This window comes from Trinickia sp. Y13, assembly GCF_029522115.1.
GTDB lineage: Bacteria > Pseudomonadota > Gammaproteobacteria > Burkholderiales > Burkholderiaceae > Trinickia.
Window position 1 is genome coordinate 218139 of the sequence record NZ_JAKWFK010000005.1, and the last position, 18991, is coordinate 237129.

Consider the following 18991-nt stretch of genomic DNA (forward strand, 5'->3'; position numbering starts at 1 on the left):
TTCACGTACGGTGGGCAAGACAAAGCCGCGCGGCTTCTTGTTCCGAGGCCGATAGGTGCGCCGCGAACTCGAACTTGCCCGCGATCAGCGTGGCGACGCATACGCCATCGCGCAAGGCGATGCGATTGCCGACCAAAGCGGGCACCTTCTCGCCCGGCAAAACCGTCCCGACGATGTTGAGCGGATCGACTGCGCAAACGCAGACGAGTTGCCCGTCCGGCGTGCGCTTGCGCACGTCGCGCAGCAAGGCGAGCGCTTCGGGCAATGCGAACTGCTCGCCGGAAAGGCCGTTGACGAAGCGGCCGCCTCGAACGAGACCGCGCGCTTCCAAGCGATGGAACACGCGCAATAAGTCGCGCCAACGCGGCAGCCATCCCGCTTCGCGTTCCAACAGTTGCCAGAAGACGACGCCATAGCGGCGCAGCAGCGACAGGGCGACGTGTTCGGCGATATCGGGCGGCAGTGCATGAGCGCTAACGCGCGATGACGAAGAGAGCGGCAAAGGCGGAGAAGATGCCTCATTCGCGCCTGGCTGTGTGTTGCCCTCGGTCGATCGCTCTGAAACTGTCGGGCGCCGCAGCAATGCCCATCGGCCCGCATCCTGCATGCCGCCGATGAACGCGCCGCGATGCGCACCGCGCCGCGTCATGGCGCGAGAACCGCGGTGGCGCGTCGCCGCGGGCGCAATCAGCGCGCGCAGCCCCGCGAAACTATCCGCATTGACGAACCCGCCCGCGACCAGTTCGCCGAGCGCGGTTTCGACTTCGAGCGGCAGCGCGCGCGCTTCGCCGAGCAGTTCGTCGAAGAACATCGCGCCGTGTCGCGATAGCGCCTCGAACAGCAGCCTCGCGCGGGGCGAAAGGGCATCGGTCTCAGCGGGGCCTGGCTCGGCCGACCGGCGATCGATCAGCCCGTGCCAAATCGCCAGCGTGCGGCGCGGCAGCAAGACGATAGGCGTCGTTCGCACCGGGGCGGAGGCGCCGCGACCGTCGACAGCGAATCGCGCCCAGACGAATTGGCCGGAGCGACAGAGTTCGTCGAGCGTGATGCCGGCATAGTCGCGCAGACGCGCCGGCAAAATGTCTTCCTCCCACGCGGCCGCCGCGGCTTCGAAGCCCTCGAGCTGTTCGAGCGTGGCGGCAAGCGCCTCGCGACCCATCCCGCGCGCGGCCGGGGTGAGACGTTGCCATTCGACCAGAAAACGCACGAAATCGGCGCGCTCGACGGGCTCGATCTCGCGGCGCAGCCGCTTGATCGTGTATCGGTGAATGCGCGCAAGCAGATGCCGCTCGCACCATTCGTCTTGCTCCGCGCCCGGGGTGAAGCGGCCCCTCATTGCGTAGCCCTCGCTTTCGAGCTTTACGAGGGCGGCGGCGACGTGCGACGCCGGCAGCGCGAGCGCGCGCGCGAGGACCGGCACCGGCTCGGGCCCGAGGCCTGACAGCCTGGCGCGCAATACGTCCACGAGCGCATCGGCGTCGGTCCATTCGTCGTCGAAGCCAAGCGGCGCGACGAGTCGCGGTGCGAAGGCGGCATCCGGGTAGATGGCACGCAGGCAAGTGAGGCGTTCGATGGGTAGCCACAGCGCTTCGTTCTCGGCGATCTGCATGCGCGTGGCCCGTCCCGCGCGTGCTAGTGCGTCGAGCCATGCGAGCCAACCTTCGTTCGCGCGCGCCTCGGTCTCGTTGATGCACGCTAGCCCAGTCAACGCCTCATGCATCTCGTCCGTGCTGCGCACCGGCGGCCAGGCTTCCTCGCGCACGGCCGAGATGGCGTCCGCATCGAGCGCACCCAGATCCGACGCGTCTTCGGGATCGCTCCAGCGTCGCGATAGAACGGCCTGCGTGCGGCGCTCCTCTAGTGGGGCGTCGTCGAGAAAAGCGTAGGGCCGAGCATTGAGAATCTCGGCCGCGAGCGGCGAGGGCGCGGCAAGCTCGCGCGTCACGAGCGCGATGTCGCCTTGCTCGATCCGGCGCAGCAGCGCGAGCCACCCGTCGCAATCCATCGCTTCGTGCAGGCAATCGTCGATCGTCTGATCGACGAGCGGATGATGCGGCAACTCGCGCTCGCCGGCGATGTTCTCGAGGCACGCCACCTGATCGGGAAACACGGCGGCGAGCAAATCCTCGCTCTTCATGCGCTGCAATTGCGGCGGCGTTTTGCGCCCGCCGGTGAAGCGCGGCAACGCGAGCGAAGTGGTGGCGTTCCAGCGCCAGCGCACGTTGAACAGGGGCGCATCGAGCAACGCTTGAATCAACACGTGCTCGGCGCTGTTCGAATGGAGAAAGCGCCAGACGTCGTCGAGCGCGAAGCTGTGGCTACCCGTCAGCGACAAAACGATCGCATCTTCGGTGGCCGCGGCTTGCAACTCGAAATTGAAGGTTCGACAGAAGCGCTTTCGGAGCGCAAGGCCCCAAGCGCGATTGATGCGGCTCCCAAAGAGCGAATGGATGACGAGCTGCGTGCCGCCGGATTCGTCGAAGAACCGCTCCATGACCAGCGCATTTTGCGAGGGCAGGACCGTGAGCGCCGCTCGCGCACGAGCGAGATACTCGACGATTTGGCGCGCGGCGACTTCATCGATGGCTAGCTCGTGCATCAGCGTTTGGATGACACGCCCAAGCGCCTGACCGTCTTCGCCCGCGTCGTTCGATTGCTTGGCACTGCCGATCAATGTGTCGATGCGCATCCGAAGGCGGGAGATGGCGGCCGAAAGCTCATCGCTGCGTCCTGGCGCCTCCCCTAGCCAGAACGGGATGTTCGGCGCTTGTCCTTGAGCGTCGACGACGCGCACGCGGCCAGGCTCCACGCGCACAATCCGATACGACGTATTGCCGAGTTGGAAGATGTCGCCCGCAAGGCTTTCGACGGCGAAGTCCTCGTTGACCGTGCCGATGTTCAAACCTTGCGGTTCGAGCAGCACGGCATAGTCGGCGTTGTCGGGGATCGTTCCGCCCGAGGTGACGGCCGTCATCTTCCCGCCGCGCCGCCCGCGTAGCATCCCGGTCACGATGTCGCGGTGAATATAGGCGCCGCGCGGGCCATGGCGGCTCGTATAGCCTTCCGCGAGCATGCGCAACACCGCGTCGTATTGTTCGCGCGCGAGATCGGCGTAAGGCGCGGCGCGTTTGAAACAAGCGAACAGGGCGTCTTCGCTCCATTCCTCGCAGGCCGCTTCGGCTACGATTTGTTGCGCCAGTACGTCGAGTGGCGCATGCGGCATCGTCAAAGCGTCGAGTTCGCCGCGTCGCACGCAATCGATGAGTGCGGCGCATTCGACGAGATCGTCGCGCGAGGTGGGAAAGAGCCGGCCCTTGGGCATACCGCCGACTTGATGCCCCGAGCGCCCGACCCGCTGCAGAAAAGGCGCGATGGCGCGAGGCGAGCCGAGCTGACAGACGAGATCGACATCGCCGATGTCGATGCCCAATTCGAGCGAGGCCGTGGCGATCAACACGCGCAATGCGCCGCGCTTCAGGCGTTGCTCCGCGTCGAGCCGATGCTCTTTCGCCATGCTGCCGTGATGCGCGGCCACGGCTTGCTTGCCTAGGCGCTCGGTCAAATGGCGCGCGGCGCGTTCCGCCATGCGGCGCGTATTGACGAAGATGAGCGTGGTGGCGTGCGTGCTGGCGAGTTCGGCCAGCCGATCGTAGACGCGGTCCCAAACCTCGTTGGGCATGACTGCTTCGAGCGGCACGGGCGGCAGCTCGAGTGCGAGATCGCGTGCCCGATGATGACCGACATCGACGATGGCGCAGCGTGCGTCGTCACTCACGCCGACGAGAAAGCGTGCGACGGCCTCGATCGGTTTTTGCGTGGCTGATAGCCCGATGCGCGGCAAACGCCGCTTGCACAGCGTGTCGAGACGTTCGAGCGACAGTGCGAGATGGGCGCCGCGCTTGCTGCCGACCATCGCGTGGATTTCGTCGACGATGACGGTGCGCGTGGTAGAAAGGATACGGCGACCGGAATCGGAAGACAGTAAGACGTACAGCGATTCGGGCGTCGTGACCAGAATATGCGCGGGCCGCTTTTTGAGTGCGTTGCGCTCTTGCGCGGTGGTGTCGCCTGTTCGAACTGCGGTGCGGATCTCCACGCGCGGCAGCCCTTGCGCCGCCAGTGCTTCGCCGATGCCCGCAAGCGGGCGTTCGAGGTTGGTGTGAATGTCGTTGGACAGCGCCTTGAGCGGCGACACGTAGACGACGAGCGTCTCGTCGGGGAGCACGCCGTCGTGAGCGAGCCCATCGCGCACGAGTTCGTCGAGCGCCCATAGGAATGCCGTCAGCGTTTTGCCCGAGCCTGTGGGCGCGGCGACGAGCGTCGACGTGCCGCTGCGAATGTGCGGCCAGGCGCGCATTTGGGCGTCGGTCGGTGCGCTGAAGGTCGACTCGAACCATGCGGCGACGGCCGGGTGAAATGTGGCCAGCGGATCGACAGCCGAGGGAGCATTCATGTCGTCAATGTGGCGATGGGCGCGGCAATGATCAAGGACGCATAAGGATTTCGGCTCGCGCGTCGGGGGCCGGAGCGCTTAGCCGATCGTTGGGTCGCGCGGGAACATGTCGAGGCTTGCGGCATACGTCGATAGATAAATGAGTGGAGCGACGACGAGCGTGGCGACGCCGAGCGTCAGCACGCATGCGATCAAAAGGCCCGCCGCGATGGCGCCGTACACGAGCGCGGCGGACCCATTGCGCCATGTTGCCGCGAAACTGGCTCGTAGCGCGTCGGCCGCCGTCGCGCCGTTCAGCACGATTAATGCCGGGGCGATCCACAAGGCCATCGTGCCGATGACGGCCGTTACCAAATATAGCGCTCCGGCTATCAGCGCGAGCACTGTTCGCGCGTCCCCGGTTGCGCCGCCGAACGCCAATAGACGCAGCGCGCTCGATGCGCGCTCGCCCGTCAGGTCGCAGACGATCGCGATCAGCAACCCGAACACGGCCGCCGCGAACAGCGGCTCGAAATGCTCGCGAATGCCGCGCACTACATCGGCCAACCTAACGGAGCCTGTCGTCCGGCAATGATCGGCGGCGTAAATCATGCCGCCGGTCCAGAGCACGGTGAAGACAGCCGTGAGGTCGCTTGCGTAGGGCAGTTCAACCAGCAGGATGGTGACGAGTAGATCGATGAGGCCGAGCATGATCCACATCCCGGGACGTTGCTGAAATACCGTCCAGCCCTCGGCGAACCATCGCGAGCCCTGGCGTGCGACGACCAGGCGCATTTGCATGTAAGACTCCTCTGAATTGAAAGGCAGGGGGAAGCTGTTCGAGCTTAGGCGCAATTATGGCGTGATTGTCGCAAGCGTGCGGGCGGGGAGGGAAGAATTGCCGATTTTAGGGTGGGCGGGGGTGAGGTGAGGGAATATTTTCTCTGGTCGTTGGCGCCTATTGGGCCATCCGCGAGATTTATCTAAGTCTCGTCCGAAAATATCGCAAGTCATTGATCCGATCCGGATCGACAAATAGAATGCCGGAAAGCAGGGTGGAACCCCGATGTGTTGCTGGTCTTAAACGATAGCCATTTCGCCGCCAATAACGCCGCCGACAGTGCGGGTTTATATTGGGCATGTCCAATTATTACCGCTGTCCATAAAAAACGGACTAAAATTGTTGGACGATGATTGCGCAACCGATAAGATTATTGGGGTGTCAAGGCTGGTAAATGGAAATGTGCCTATCGAAAACATCAATGGGCTTGACGTCAGATTGTAATTGGGTGTGCGGCTCAAGTATGTTTTGTTGTTGGATATTCCAACGAGCAGCGAGGAGCCTATTCAGTTTGTCTGGAGGCGGAGCTCGCAGTTGGAGCCGGTCCTCGATTCGCAGGGACACCCACAACTGGACGCTCGCGGCCACCAAAAAGAGAAATTCTATCCGGCTACCCATACACTAGGAGTATTGTTGAAATGGCAAAGACCATAATCGCTCTTTTGGTTTTAGGATTTTCTATTTCGACCGCGAGTGCGTTCGGCTGTCAGACCGACAATCAGAAGCATCAAGCTGCCTTGATGTTGTATGGAAATAAGGAGCTCAGAGGTTTTGTGTGCGGTGATGAGTCCTGCGACGAGGAAACGATGGAGAGATATTTAGATTATCGTATCGAAAAACTAAAAGGCACGCCTGCAAACCTTTGTTTTGTGACAACCAGTGCGAGCGTTAAAAACAGGTATCAAGCTATTTTTTCATTCGACGAGAGGAAGGTTCGCTTGCAACTGGTTGTTTTTGCAAATGACATAAAGATAAGGAATCACAAGGGCGGGCGCACTACAATAGATGCATTCCAGCTGACAGATGACGCTGATGGTGGCGGTGTCGTCACCTCATTTCGGTGGAATGGAAAACGCTTCGAGCAAACCAATCAGATTGAGGTTCCGTCATTTATTGTTCGATAACGCTGGGGCTAGTGCTGTAAGTCGACGCAGAAACGGCGTCGCAATTTTAGGTGTCCCTCTCCCGCTCTGCCTTTGTTTCTTATACATGCTCTTGTCGCGATCACGCAGTTGCTCCGTTGTCCTTTCCACGTTGACGCGCCGCGGACCATTCCATCCATGTACAAATCGTCTGCCAAAATGGAGACCAAAACGTATCGGGCTGCTCGACGACCTGTTCCGTCTGTCCGCTCGCCTACTAGTTACCCGTCACTGGTGAGCGTCGAAGAATACTCAGTAGCTCCGAACGGAAAATTTTATCCTGTCTTTACCAACTGCCATCGAACGTAGTGCAACACCATGTCTCCTTTTGCATCACGCACACTGAGATCCGGCATGATGGCGCCGGCCGCGATGTGTCTCGCTGGGTGCTCATAGCCGATTGCCTGCCACAATCCGGATGCCGGGCAGACCGAGTTTGTCATTATTTCTCCGGGATCCATGGCGGAATCGAGTTCCGCCGTAGGGCGGGGCATTAAGAAGTACTCCGACTCGTCGCCCGCAATTCCATCCGTGTATCTATCGTCTGCCCAGACCAGACGCCAAAGGGTCTCCAGTTGATCAACACGTTTCGTTGCGTCGTTAAATTTTCCAATGCGTGGCGCGCAGACACCTTTCACAAAATAGTTAAAACAACCCCAACTAGAGTACTGCGCTTTTCGCGTCGGAATGACCCCCAGTAACTGCTTCGACACCGTGACCGGCTCCCAAATGCCATCGACTGGAATGCTATCGCCGGTAGATACGACCATCGCGTCATTACCGGCTGGCGGGTCACCCAAATCGCTCGGAAAGACCGGATAGGGCAGCGAATAGAAACCTTGTTCGTATGAGCTCAAATCCAACAGCCCGCGCGGGCTGGACCAATGCGCCGCGCGGTAAGCTGCACCAGCCGAGATTTCTAAAGGGCTTCGGTCACCGTGAAAGCGACCCGCGAGCATTAGCTTCCGCAAGCGCTCGATGTTTTCAGGGTATGGTTGCAGCTGAGTACCGCGCTCCCAATAGTCGGGATGTCCATAAAAGTTGGCGAACACCGTTCCGGTCATATGGTGCGCCTCATACAGCGGTCGCCCGATTCGCCATACGAAGCGATATCCGTGGGCGAGATTCCCGAGGCCCTCTTTGTATCGTGCTAGCGCATCGTAGGCGAGCGGCAACAGGTCGACGCCCAGGTACGCGACCTCTTCCGGTGCCCAGTGCTTTATCGCGTGTTCGTAAGCTTCGACAAACGTCTCCCATGCGTGGTACTTCCGTTGCCACAGGGTGTAGCTAGTAAGTCGCTTGAGAAGCCAAAATACCTTGCGCCTTGCATCACGTTCTTCAAACGTATGCTTGTGTGGCCCGATAGTCATCGTTTGCTTTCCTCACTGGCTTCATCTGCGAGAGACGGAGGTTGGGCGCCGCTCGTTTTGGCTTGAATCCCCTCGAATCCTAGCGTACGAGTCCGAGCCGCATCGGCAGCGGCTTCCCGCTCGCCATAGCCATAAACGCCGCTTTTCATCGCCCGACGCAACCCGACTTGCACCGCCCATCCGCCCCTACGCAAATGCTTGATTCCCTCGATGCTTTCCGCGTGCTATAAGCGGCGAAGCGGTCATTTTGGCTTACTTCTATGAGACGACCATGGAGGATCGGGCATGAAAGCGACGAGTGGGATCGGCATGGCTATCCGCGTCCGCGGGTGGGTACTCGTAACAACCGTCTCGCTCGGTTTTGCGCCGAGCATGCCCGCATGGGCCAAGAGGGGGACGCCTCAGCCGGTCTTGTCCGCATCGGCGATGGCGGTGGCCGACGAGTTCAGCGCCGACGCGGCCGAACGGATCTTCAAGGAAGGCGGCAATGCGGTCGATGCCGCGGTCGCGGTGGCGTTCACGCTCGCAGTGACCTATCCGGAAGCGGGCAACATCGGGGGCGGCGGCTTCATGACGCTCTACGTCAACGGCAAACCGTACTTCATGGACTACCGCGAACGCGCGCCGATCGCCGCAACCAAAGACATGTACCTCGATAAAGACGGCAACGTCATCAAAGGCATGAGCTTGGTCGGCATGCGCGCGGTTGGCGTGCCCGGCACCGTCGAGGGCATGTGGGAAGCGCAAAAGCGATTCGGCAAGCTGAAGTGGAAACAAGTGCTCGCGCCTGCGATCCACTATGCGCGCGATGGCTTCGAAGTCAGCGAGCAACTGCAGCAGCGGCGCGATGCGGCGGCCAAAGAGCTCAACGACAAAACCAACTTCGGCCAATACTTCGGGCAGCTGAAAGCAGGGGATACGTTCAAGCAACCGGAGTTGGCCGCCACCCTGGCGCGCATCGCCAATCAAGGCGCGAAAGGCTTTTACGAGGGCAAGACGGCTGCTTTGATCGCCGCGTCGATGAAAGCGCGCGGCGGTCTCATCACGAAAGAGGACCTCCACGAATACAAGGCCGTATGGCGGCAACCGGTTCAAGCCAATTGGAACGGCTACCGCGTGATCACGGCGCCGCCGCCGAGTTCCGGCGGCATCGGCCTCGTGCAGTTGCTGAAGATGAAGGCCGATCTCAAGAACGAGTTCTCAGGCGTGAAACTCAATTCGCCGCAATACGTCCATCTCGTCGCCGAAATCGAGAAGCGGGTATTCGCCGATCGCGCGCAATATCTGGGCGACCCCGATTTCTATAAAGTGCCGATCGCTCAATTGACCGACGACGCCTACATCGCGAAGCGAGCCGCCGAAGTCGATCCCGAGAAGCCCACCGACACGAACGCGGTGCAACCGGGCCTCGGTACCTCCATGCCCGAGAAGGCCGAAACGACGCATTTCTCGATCGTCGACAAATGGGGCAACGCCGTATCGAACACCTACACGCTGAACGGCTACTTCGGCTCCGGCGAAGTGGTGGATGGCACCGGTGTGCTGTTGAACGACGAAATGGACGATTTCTCGGCCAAGCCCGGCGTGGCTAATATGTTCGGCGTGGTGGGCAGTGACGCGAATGCGATCGAACCGAAGAAGCGGCCGCTATCGTCGATGACGCCGACGATCCTGACCAAAGATGGCAAAGTCGCGATGGTGATCGGCACGCCCGGGGGCTCGCGCATCTTCACGTCCATCTTCCAAGTGATGACGAACGTCTACGACTTCGGCATGCCGTTGCCTGCCGCCGTGGCCGCGATGCGCTTCCATCACCAGTTGTTGCCGCCCAACACGATCTTCTGGGAGCCGTACAAGCCGATCGAGGGCGATCTCGCGCAGGTGCTCGAAGCAAAAGGCTATATATTGAAGGGACAAAACTTCAACGGCGACATTCAGGTCATCAAAGTGGACGGCGATTCGCCCGAAGCCGTAGCCGATCCGCGCGGCCGCGGGGTGACGCGCACGGTGCAATAACAGTGCACTAAATGCGCACGATGACGCGAGGCGGCCCACCCCCGTGGCCGTCTTGCGCAGCGAGCGCCATCCCGGGAACGGCGCTTGCTGCAATGCAGCTTCGATAAACACCGTACCAGGACGATGACGATCCACATCGGCATATCGGGCTGGCGCTATGCAGGCTGGCGCGGCGTGTTCTATCCGAAGGGCTTGGCGCAGGCGCGGGAGCTCGAGTACGCGTCGCGCGCGGTCGATACCATCGAGATCAACGGCTCGCATTATTCGCTGCAGACCATCGGCAGCTACCGATCTTGGTACGAGGCGACGCCCGAGCATTTTGTCTTCAGCGTGAAGGGGCCGCGCTATTTGACCCACATGCTGCGGTTTCGCGACGACATGGCGTTGCCGGCGATTGCGAATTTTTTCGCGTCGGGCGTACTGGCGCTCGAAGACAAGCTAGGCCCATTCCTGTGGCAATTTCCCCCAAATTTTTCGTTCGATGCAAAGCGGCTCGATCGGTTTTTGACGCTGCTCCCTCGCACGATCGACGACGCGATTGCCTTGGCTAAGAAGCACGATGCGCGCGTCAAACGTCCATGGTGCGAAACCGAACGGCGCGGCCCGCTGCGCCACGCGGTGGAGGTGCGGCATGCGAGTTTTTGTGTCGCTCAATTTCCTGACATTTTGCGGCGCCATCATGCATCGCTCGTGATATCCGATTCGGTGGCGGGGTGGCCATACTTCGAGGACGTCACGGCCAACTTCGTCTACATGCGGTTGCACGGCTCGGAAACCCTATACAGCGGCGCTTATTCGGAACCTGCGCTCGATCGCTGGGCCCAACGCATTCAGACATGGTCTCGCGGCGACGAACCGCGCGACGCGAAGCGGCTATCGCCGATGCGGCCTGTCCATGGGAGGCGAGATGTGTTTTGCTATTTCGACAACGATCAGAAGGTGGAGGCGCCGTTTGACGCTCGAAGGTTGAAGGCGCGGCTGAGCGGGGACATCGACCCGTTGCCCGTGCCGGTGCCCGTCCACCGGCGGCGCCCGGCACGCGTTAAAGCAGCCGCGCCGAAAACGACTTAAAGTGGAACGCTTGCGGGCTACCGCAACGTGAACCGCCACCGCGGCCGATCCTGAATTCGGCCACCCCACCCAAGAACAGGAGCGATCCGATGAGCGTCGTCGTATCAGGATTGCAGCGAGCTTACGACGAGGTTCGGCACTATAGCCTCGCGCTCGCAGAACCGCTTTCCGCAGAAGATCAGGGTGTCCAGTCGATGCCCGACGCAAGCCCGACGAAATGGCATTTGGCGCATACGACTTGGTTCTTCGAAACCGTCGTTCTCGCGCCGCATGCGCCGGGGTACCGAGCGTTCGACGAACGATACGCCTACCTTTTCAATTCGTATTACGAAGCCTTAGGCCCGCGGCACGCCCGCCCGCAACGTGGCCTGTTGACACGGCCGTCCTTGCAGGAAGTGCATGCCTACCGCCGCCACGTCGACGCATCGGTGGCGGCGTTGCTCGCTTCGGCCGACGGCGATCTGGCCGCGCGCGTCGAACCGTTGATTACCCTTGGCCTGCATCACGAGCAGCAACATCAAGAATTGATGTTGACCGACATCTTGCACGCGTTTTCCTGCAATCCGCTGTTGCCCGCGTATCGCGCCAAGCTCAACGACGCCGCGTCCAAGCCGCTGCATTCGCAACCGATCGAGTGGTTGCGTCAAGCGGGTGGCGTTGTGCAGATCGGGCATGACGGCGAAGGTTTTTGCTTCGACAACGAAGGGCCGCGGCATCAGTACCTATTGCGACCTTACGAGATCGCGCATCGCCTCGTGACGTGCGGGGAATACGCGGCGTTCATCGCCGATGGCGGGTACACGCGGCCCGAGCTCTGGCTATCGGACGGTTGGGCCGCGGTGCAACGCGAAGGCTGGAGCGCGCCCATCTACTGGATGCGCGCCGACGATGCTGGGCGCGAGAACTGGCGGGTATTCGGCTTGTCGGGCTTGTATGCGCTCGATCCCGATGCGCCCGTGTCGAATCTGAGTTTTTACGAAGCCGCGGCCTACGCCGAGTGGGCGGGTGCGCGGTTGCCGACGGAATTCGAGTGGGAGGCCGCGTTCGACGCCCCCGGCATTGAACAGATGACGGGGCACGTCTGGCAATGGACGCGCTCCTCGTACGACCCGTATCCGGGTTTTCGTCCGTTGCCTGGCGTGGCGGCCGAATACAACGGCAAGTTCATGGTGGGGCAGCAGGTGCTGCGCGGCGGCAGCATCGCAACGCCGCCGCGACATAGCCGCCCGACTTATCGCAACTTTTTCCCGCCGGCTGCGCGCTGGCAGTTCACCGGAGTACGCCTTGTACGAGACAACTGACGCATCCGCCCTCGTGGGCGCGGCGCCCCCGGGGCGCCCGCGTGCCGATCTTTCGGACAGCGCATTTTGCCGCGATCTGTTGGCCGGATTGTCGCGCATGCCGCGAAGTATCGCGCCGAAGTACTTCTACGACGCGCAAGGTTCCGCGCTATTCGATCGTATTTGCGAACTGCCGGAATATTATCCAACGCGCACCGAACGGCGCATTCTCGAGCGATATGGCAGAGAAATGGCCGAAGTGATCGGACCGCAAGCGGACATCATCGAATTCGGCGCGGGCTCGCTCGAGAAAATTCGTTTCCTATTGCAGTCATTCGAACCACGGACCCTGCCGCGCCGGTATTTTCCGATCGACATTTCGGCGGCGCATTTGAAAGAGGCCGCACGGAGGATGCACGTCGAGTGTCCCTGGCTGGAAGTGCGGCCCGTTGCGGCCGATTACATGAACGAAGCGCAACTGAAGGGCCTCGATGCGGCGACGGGGCGTCGCGTGGGCTTCTTCCCGGGCTCGACGATCGGCAACTTCGACGAATATGAAGCGATGACCTTCTTGCGCTTGGCTGCGCGGTTGCTCGAAGGCGGTGGCTTGCTCGTTGGTGTCGATCTCGTCAAAGATCCGAAAACCCTTCATCAGGCTTACAACGACGCGCAGGGCGTCACGGCTGCGTTCAATTTGAATTTGCTTCGGCGTGCGAATACGGAGCTATCGGCCGATTTCGATGTGGGGGCATTCGCGCACTATGCCTTCTACGATCCGCATAAGCATCGGATCGAAATGCATCTCGTGAGCCAATGTGCGCAAACGGTGCGCGTGGCGGGAGAAAGCTTCGACTTCGAGGAAGGAGAAAGCCTTCATACCGAGAGCTCGCATAAGTTCACGATAGAAGGCTTTCGTAAGCTTGCCGTATCGGCGGGGTTCCGGCCCGGGCCTGTCTGGACCGACGAGGCGCGCTTATTTAGCGTTCACTGGCTCGGTAGTCCGGAGCGGGGGGCGGGGGCGTCGTGATTCGCGACGCCCGGGAGCGATTCGTGTATCAGTCGTCGCCTCGGCCCCAGCCGTGATGTTCGCGCCACTCGTGTGCGCGCCATTGATGCTCGCGCCACTCGCGACGGCGCCATTGCCGTTCGCGCCAGCCGTCACCGCCACCCCAATACCCGGTGACGACCGGCGCGGGCGCGTAGGCGACCTGAGGCGGGGCGACGTACACGGGCTCGGGGGCAACGTACACGGGCGAAGGGATGCCGATGCCGACGGCGAGATCGACGTGGGCCGATGCGGCCTTCGAGATGCCGAGCGCGGCGATGCCGACACCGAACATGACTGCGACGAGCTTCTTGTTCATTTGGTACTCCTTGCGCGCTGCTTGCGCTCGTTTCTGGGGAAGACGACCGCAGTGTAGGAGCGGACCCGCGATACATGTGAAAGCGGCATGCGAGATTCGTAACGCTGCATTACCGCCTTGCCTGGCGGGCCTCGGAGGAGGCAGCGGCGGACGGTTCGTATGCGCGCGCTGGCCCGATCGAAACGCTCCGCCGCAAGTTGAGCATGCGTGCAGCGTTACGCCTGCCCCAGCGCCTGCCGCAGCAACGCGTCGATGAGGCCGTTCATCCCTTCCGGATGTGTCGCGGCGCGTTCCTTGAGGGTCGCGACGAGTTCGCCGTCGAGCTTGCAGGCGAACGGCACGAGTCCCTTCGCTTGATCGAGCTTGCGCTGCTCGCGGCGATTGACGGTGGCGTCCGCGGCGCCTTTGCCGAAGCGCTCCGAATGCGCCTGCTTCAAAGACTGAGCTAGTTTGAGCGCCTTGTTCTTTTCAAGGTCGGTTTTCTTCATTGCCATGGAACACGTCCTGCGGTTGGAATCGACGAGTGCGTATTGTACGCAGACCCAACCGCACCACGCCCGAATAGGCAAGGCTCACAGATTCGCGCCGCGCCGGTCGGCTTGAATCAGTCGTGCAAGTTGTTTGACGAGCGGAACGAACAACGACTCCGACGTATTCCCGTATCCAAGCACCAGGCCGTTGTCTTGCGCTTGCGGATTCAGGGCGAAACGCGACAACGGCATCGGTGCCATGTCGTATTGCCGCGCCGCCTCGGCAATTCGCACATCCGAGCAGTCGGCGGGCAGTTTGACGGTCAGATGCATGCCGCTATCGCCGCCGGTGATGGTATGAGGCACGGTCAAGTGTTCGGTCAACGCCGCGCGCAGCGCATCTTGCCGCCGCCGGTAGAGGCGGCGCATACGCCCGAGATGCCGGCCGAACTGACCGCTCTCGATGAATTCGGCCAATGCGAGCTGTTCATAACGATGGCCGCCGCGCAGCGTTTCTCGCAGCAACGCCGAAGCCTTGTCGAGCAATGCCTCGGGCATGACGAGAAAACCGAGCCGCAGCGACGGAAACAAAGTCTTGCTGAAGGTGCCCACGTAAAGTACCGGCGAGTGCGGAACGAGACCTTGCATCGCGCCGATGGGTTCGCCCGAGTGACGGTATTCGCTGTCGTAGTCATCCTCGATGATCCACGCGCCGTGCGCTTGCGCATTGGCGATGAGGTCGAGGCGCCGCGAGACGGTCAAGACCGCGCCCGTGGGGTACTGGTGAGAGGGCGTCGTATAGATGAGCCTGGGCGTGTGCCTGTCCCATGCGAGATCGGAGATGCACAGCCCGTCCTGATCGACGCGGATTGGCACGACGTCGAGATCGCCGCAGATGAATGCGGTTTTCGCGCCGCGATACCCCGGTTCTTCCACCCAAGCGTTGTCACCGGGATTCGTCACAAGGCGAACGCATAACGACAGCGCCTCTTGGGCGCCCTCCGTAATGACCACCTGGTCCGGCGCACAGCGCACGCCGCGCGCGACGGCGAGATGACGCATGATCGCCTTGCGCAAGGCCAACTCGCCTTGTGGATCGCCATATCCGAGCCCGCTGGCGCCGGCAGTGCGGATAGCGCGGTCGAGGCAATGCTTCCACGCGCTCAACGGGAAACGCGCCAGTGCGGGCACGCCGGGCCGCAATGACAAAGTATCGGGCGCGCCCAATTGCGTGCCTCGAATCAGCGTGGCGCGGTTCGAAACCGGGTACGCGGGAGGGCGCCGGATGCCACGCCGCGCGCCGTTTCGTTGCTTGAGGTCGGTGACGCGCGTGCCTTGGCGGCTCGGCGCGATAAAGCCTTCCGCGCCGAGGAGCTCGTACACGGCGGTTACGCTGTTGCGCGAAATGCCGAGCGCGACAGCCAGCGCGCGCGAACCGGGAAGGCGGCAACCGGAGGGGAAGCGGCCGTCCAAGATCGCGCCGCGGATCCTCTCGTGCAATTGCTTTTGCAGCGATACGCCGCTGCGATCCTTGACGAGGGGCATTTCGAGCAAGAAATCGATCGCGGGGCTGACGAGTTCGTCGACGGCGGACATAGCGGGGTGCACGATAGGGGCTGGGATGAAGGATCGCAATCAATGACGCACAGTGCGTGGCACCATCGAATAGGCCGCGCGTGGCACTTCCAAGCAGTCCACGGAAATTCTAAAGTTTTCCTTGCCATATGCAACCGGGAGAAGCGATGTCCATTGCAACGAACGAATACGGCCAGCCGATCGGCTCGCCCGTGCCCGGCTGGTCGCCGCGGCCATTACCTACGGCGGAAACGTTCGAGGGCGCGTTTTGCCGCCTCGAACGGTTGAGCGCGGAACGTCATGCCGACGACCTCTATGCCGCCTATCGCACCGCGCCCGATCATCGCGACTGGACGTATCTGAACGTCGGGCCGTTCGAGGATCCGCAAGCGTACCGGCAGCACGCCGAAGCCGCGCAGCGCAGCGCCGATCCGAGACACTATGCCGTCATCGACAAACGAACGGGCAAGGCCGTCGGCACGTTGGCCTTGATGCGCATCGACCCGAACAACGGCGTCATCGAGGTCGGGTCGGTGACGTTTTCGCCGCTGCTCAAACGCACGCCGATTTCGACGGAGGCGCAATTCTTGTTGATGGCATACGCCTTCGACGCGCTCGGCTATCGCCGTTACGAATGGAAATGTGACAGCTTGAACGCGCCTTCGCGCGCGGCAGCCGAACGGTTGGGCTTCAAGTTCGAAGGCATCTTCCGGCAGGCGGTGGTCTACCGGGGCCGCAACCGAGACACGGCGTGGTTCTCGATACTCGATAGCGAATGGCCCCTGCTCAAGCCGGCATTCGAGGCATGGCTCAATCCCGACAATTTCGACGAGCAAGGGCGGCAGCGCGCGTCGCTCGGTGAGGTGCGCAAGCGGTACCTATGATCGAGCGATCCAAGCGCGAACAGGCTTCGGCCACTCAGTCGACCATTGATGCGATGGCATCGAGTTGCGCATAGACCGCGTTCGACAGACGGATCGTGGCGGCCGCTAGATTCTCTCGGAGATGCACGACCGACGACGTGCCCGGGATCACCAAAATGTTGGGCGACCGATGCAGCAGCCAAGCGAGCGCTGTCTGCATCGGCGTGGCGCCGATCGTCTCGGCGATGTGCGACAGTTCTGCCGATCGAAGCGGCGAGAATCCGCCGAGCGGGAAGAAGGGCACATAAGCGATGCCCTGTTGCGCGAGCGCGTCCACGAGTGCATCGTCATCTCTATGAATCAAGTTGTAGTGATTCTGCACACAGACGATAGGTGCGATGCGTTGCGCCTGTTCGATTTGCTTTGCAGTGACATTGCTCAGGCCAATGTGCCGAATGAGCCCTTCTTGCCGAAGCTCGGCAAGCGCATGCATCTGCTGCTCGATCGATCCTTCCATCGGCGCGTGAGTCGCGCCCATCACGCGCAAATTGACGACCTCCAACGCTTCCAGCTTCAAGTTGCGGAGATTGTCGTGCACGGCTTGGCGCAATTGCTCCGGCTCCTGCGCGGGTAGCCACGAGGCATCTTGGCCGCGAATCGCACCGATCTTGGTGACGATGACGAGCGACTCCGGGTAGGGATGCAAGGCTTCGCAGATCACCTGATTCGTGACATGCGGGCCATAGAAGTCGCTCGTGTCGATATGGTCGACGCCCGCGGCAAGCGCTTCGCGCAGAACGGAGATGGCTGCGCCGCGGTCTTTCGGCGGGCCGAACACGCCGGGACCGGCCAATTGCATTGCACCGTAGCCCATGCGGCGGACGCGGCGGCCGCCGAGCGTGAAAGTGTCATTGGTTGCAAGTTTGAACATCGCGCTCTCCTGGGTTGATCCAATGAATGATTGCTTGGCGCCCAGTATTGCTGCGATTGCGCCTTTCGATAATCCGATTTAAGTTGTACGGGCTGTTCAAAATCTTGCACGATGACATGGATTTCAACGACCTTGCAGCTTTTGCTTCCGTCGTCCGCGCAGGCGGCTTTCGGGAAGCCGCCCGCGCGAGCGGCGTCTCGGCATCGAGTTTGAGCACTGCCGTGCGCCGCCTGGAGGCGAAGCTCGATTTGCGCTTGCTGCACCGAACCACCCGCAGCGTCGCGCCGACGGAAGCCGGAAGACGCTTGCTCGAGCGCATCACGCCGCTTTTCGGGGAAATGGAAGCGGCGCTGGATGTGCTCAACGTTTTCCGTGACAAGCCTACCGGCACACTGAGGCTGAACGTGTCGGCCAGCGCCGCCTGGGTCATCCTGCCGGACATCGTTGCCTCGTTCATGAAGGCGTATCCCGGCATTCGGGTCGAAGTGCTCGTCGAGGACGGCTTCGTCGATCTGCTTTCCATGGGATGCGATGCGGGCATCCGCTACGACGAACGGCTCGAGCAAGACATGATCGCGATCCCCATCGGCCCGCGCACGCAGCGATTTGCGACGGCCGCGGCGCCGAGCTACCCAGGGCCTGTTCACGCTAATTCCAGGCTTGCGCTGGCCACCAGAAGGGCCGAGCGCAAGGAATGCGACGAAGCGAATACTCGACGTATTCGTGAGGAGCATGACGCGGCGATCGGCCCTTCTGGTGGCCAGCCCCACAAAGCATTTTTTGATCAGGGGAACGTGCCTTACCGGGCGCATTGCGTCGTCGTTCCTCGTTGCAATAGCTACGGCTATTGCGCCTCGTCACTTCTTGCACTGCGCCCGGTAAGGCACGTTCGCAAGCCTGGAATTAGCGTGAACAGGCCCTAGATGCGCACGGCAGGCCCGTGCACCCGCGCGAGTTGTTGTCGCACGCCTGCTTGCGCGGGCAATTTTCAGGCGGCGCGATGGCGATGTGGAATTTTCAGCGTGGCGAAGAAGAGTATCGATTGGACCCGCCCGGGCCGTTGCTCGTCAAACCGGTCGCAGCGCTCGCGCTCGCGGTCGACATCGCGGTGAGGGGCGGCGGTATCGTTCATCTGTTCGAAGAGGTGCTGCGCCCCCACTTGGAGGGCGGAGGGCTCGAGCCTGTGCTCGAGCCATGGTGGCAGTCGTTTCCCGGTCCCTTTCTCTACTACCCGGGCCATCGCCACGTGCCGGCGCCGCTGCGGGCGTTCATCGACTTCGTCAAGCAGCAATGACGGCGCGTCGCTCCCTAGTGCCCTGTCCCGCAAGTTCCTTTGATATGAAATCGCCCATTTGACCGCCATGCGGCGTCGCTCGTCGTTGCCATAGCTACGGCTATGGCGCCTCCTCGTTCCTTGCCTGACGGCCAAATGGACAATTTCATTTATCAAAGAACTTACGGGACAGGGCACTAGATTTTCTTTACCTTCGCTCAACTAATCGTCGTTTGTCGGCGCTGCTGAATTGGCGGATATTGCCGCCATCGCGCTTGCGCATACCCGCCTATAAACGGCGATGCATGCGGCCTCGCAAGCGCGCCGATTACGCGCCGGCTTCGCTTCGGCCCCTCCCAGCTC

Annotated in this window: 12 protein-coding genes and 3 pseudogenes; 8 read left to right on the top strand and 7 right to left on the bottom strand. The window is 61.7% G+C overall.

Annotated elements, in window-relative coordinates:
• Window position 1 precedes the first annotated feature (1 nt).
• Window positions 2–4453: a DEAD/DEAH box helicase gene (locus tag MMB74_RS11800; RefSeq protein WP_277428813.1), complete on the bottom strand. Its 4452-nt coding sequence runs from the start codon at window positions 4451–4453 to the stop codon at window positions 2–4.
• A gap of 78 nt (window positions 4454–4531) precedes the next feature.
• Window positions 4532–5233, bottom strand: a complete 702-nt coding sequence (locus MMB74_RS11805; protein WP_277428814.1) for a BPSS1780 family membrane protein — start codon at window positions 5231–5233, stop codon at window positions 4532–4534.
• A gap of 678 nt (window positions 5234–5911) precedes the next feature.
• Here MMB74_RS11805 and MMB74_RS11810 point away from each other — a divergent pair.
• On the top strand, window positions 5912–6397 hold the full coding sequence (locus MMB74_RS11810) for a hypothetical protein (protein ID WP_277428815.1): 486 nt from the start codon (window positions 5912–5914) through the stop codon (window positions 6395–6397).
• A 293-nt stretch (window positions 6398–6690) separates the two neighbouring features.
• Here the strand turns inward: MMB74_RS11810 and MMB74_RS11815 are convergent, their stop codons facing one another.
• Entirely contained in the window at window positions 6691–7785 is a 1095-nt protein-coding gene (locus MMB74_RS11815; RefSeq protein ID WP_277428816.1) for an Imm72 family immunity protein, read from the bottom strand.
• A gap of 309 nt (window positions 7786–8094) precedes the next feature.
• Between MMB74_RS11815 and ggt the strand changes: the two genes are divergently transcribed.
• From ggt to egtD, 4 genes are all read left to right on the top strand, one after another.
• Complete coding sequence (ggt, locus tag MMB74_RS11820; protein WP_277428987.1) at window positions 8095–9801, top strand: gamma-glutamyltransferase; 1707 nt, start codon at window positions 8095–8097, stop codon at window positions 9799–9801.
• A 123-nt stretch (window positions 9802–9924) separates the two neighbouring features.
• Complete coding sequence (locus MMB74_RS11825) at window positions 9925–10872, top strand: DUF72 domain-containing protein (protein ID WP_277428817.1); 948 nt, start codon at window positions 9925–9927, stop codon at window positions 10870–10872.
• Window positions 10873–10961: 89 nt separating this feature from the next.
• The gene (gene egtB / locus MMB74_RS11830; RefSeq protein WP_277428818.1) at window positions 10962–12173 is read left to right on the top strand and encodes an ergothioneine biosynthesis protein EgtB; all 1212 of its coding nucleotides are present in this window, start codon (window positions 10962–10964) and stop codon (window positions 12171–12173) included.
• Window positions 12174–12186: 13 nt separating this feature from the next.
• The gene (gene egtD / locus MMB74_RS11835) at window positions 12187–13179 is read left to right on the top strand and encodes an L-histidine N(alpha)-methyltransferase (RefSeq protein ID WP_277428988.1); all 993 of its coding nucleotides are present in this window, start codon (window positions 12187–12189) and stop codon (window positions 13177–13179) included.
• A 28-nt stretch (window positions 13180–13207) separates the two neighbouring features.
• On the opposite strand, the gene MMB74_RS11840 is transcribed toward egtD, so the two are convergent.
• The 3 genes from MMB74_RS11840 to MMB74_RS11850 all read right to left on the bottom strand — a co-directional run bounded on the left by MMB74_RS11840 (window position 13208) and on the right by MMB74_RS11850 (window position 15531).
• Window positions 13208–13516: a hypothetical protein gene (locus MMB74_RS11840; RefSeq protein ID WP_277428819.1), complete on the bottom strand. Its 309-nt coding sequence runs from the start codon at window positions 13514–13516 to the stop codon at window positions 13208–13210.
• A 215-nt stretch (window positions 13517–13731) separates the two neighbouring features.
• Window positions 13732–14010: a hypothetical protein gene (locus tag MMB74_RS11845; protein WP_277428820.1), complete on the bottom strand. Its 279-nt coding sequence runs from the start codon at window positions 14008–14010 to the stop codon at window positions 13732–13734.
• 78 nt (window positions 14011–14088) lie between these two features.
• Window positions 14089–15531, bottom strand: a complete 1443-nt coding sequence (locus tag MMB74_RS11850) for a PLP-dependent aminotransferase family protein (protein ID WP_277428989.1) — start codon at window positions 15529–15531, stop codon at window positions 14089–14091.
• Between the two features lie 197 nt (window positions 15532–15728).
• Here MMB74_RS11850 and MMB74_RS11855 point away from each other — a divergent pair.
• Window positions 15729–16430, top strand: a pseudogene (locus tag MMB74_RS11855) (GNAT family protein); the annotation flags it as partial.
• Between the two features lie 49 nt (window positions 16431–16479).
• Here the strand turns inward: MMB74_RS11855 and MMB74_RS11860 are convergent.
• Window positions 16480–17355 carry an aldo/keto reductase family oxidoreductase gene (locus tag MMB74_RS11860; RefSeq protein WP_277428822.1) on the bottom strand — a complete coding sequence of 292 codons (876 nt, stop codon included), beginning with the start codon at window positions 17353–17355 and terminating at the stop codon, window positions 16480–16482.
• Window positions 17356–17471: 116 nt separating this feature from the next.
• Between MMB74_RS11860 and MMB74_RS11865 the strand changes: the two are divergent.
• A pseudogene (locus tag MMB74_RS11865) lies at window positions 17472–17981 on the top strand (LysR family transcriptional regulator); the annotation flags it as partial.
• A gap of 293 nt (window positions 17982–18274) precedes the next feature.
• Window positions 18275–18649, top strand: a pseudogene (locus MMB74_RS11870) (LysR substrate-binding domain-containing protein); the annotation flags it as partial.
• Window positions 18650–18991 lie beyond the last annotated feature (342 nt).

Bases quoted from the DNA above. Each gene is read 5' to 3' on its own strand.
- MMB74_RS11800 (WP_277428813.1), bottom strand. From the start codon at position 4,453: ATGAATGCTCCCTCGGCTGTCGATCCGCTGGCCACATTTCACCCGGCC.
- MMB74_RS11805 (WP_277428814.1), bottom strand. From the start codon at position 5,233: ATGCAAATGCGCCTGGTCGTCGCACGCCAGGGCTCGCGATGGTTCGCC.
- MMB74_RS11810 (WP_277428815.1), top strand. From the start codon at position 5,912: ATGGCAAAGACCATAATCGCTCTTTTGGTTTTAGGATTTTCTATTTCG.
- MMB74_RS11815 (WP_277428816.1), bottom strand. From the start codon at position 7,785: ATGACTATCGGGCCACACAAGCATACGTTTGAAGAACGTGATGCAAGG.
- ggt (WP_277428987.1), top strand. From the start codon at position 8,095: ATGGCTATCCGCGTCCGCGGGTGGGTACTCGTAACAACCGTCTCGCTC.
- MMB74_RS11825 (WP_277428817.1), top strand. From the start codon at position 9,925: ATGACGATCCACATCGGCATATCGGGCTGGCGCTATGCAGGCTGGCGC.
- egtB (WP_277428818.1), top strand. From the start codon at position 10,962: ATGAGCGTCGTCGTATCAGGATTGCAGCGAGCTTACGACGAGGTTCGG.
- MMB74_RS11840 (WP_277428819.1), bottom strand. From the start codon at position 13,516: ATGAACAAGAAGCTCGTCGCAGTCATGTTCGGTGTCGGCATCGCCGCG.
- MMB74_RS11845 (WP_277428820.1), bottom strand. From the start codon at position 14,010: ATGGCAATGAAGAAAACCGACCTTGAAAAGAACAAGGCGCTCAAACTA.
- MMB74_RS11850 (WP_277428989.1), bottom strand. From the start codon at position 15,531: ATGCCCCTCGTCAAGGATCGCAGCGGCGTATCGCTGCAAAAGCAATTG.
- MMB74_RS11860 (WP_277428822.1), bottom strand. From the start codon at position 17,355: ATGTTCAAACTTGCAACCAATGACACTTTCACGCTCGGCGGCCGCCGC.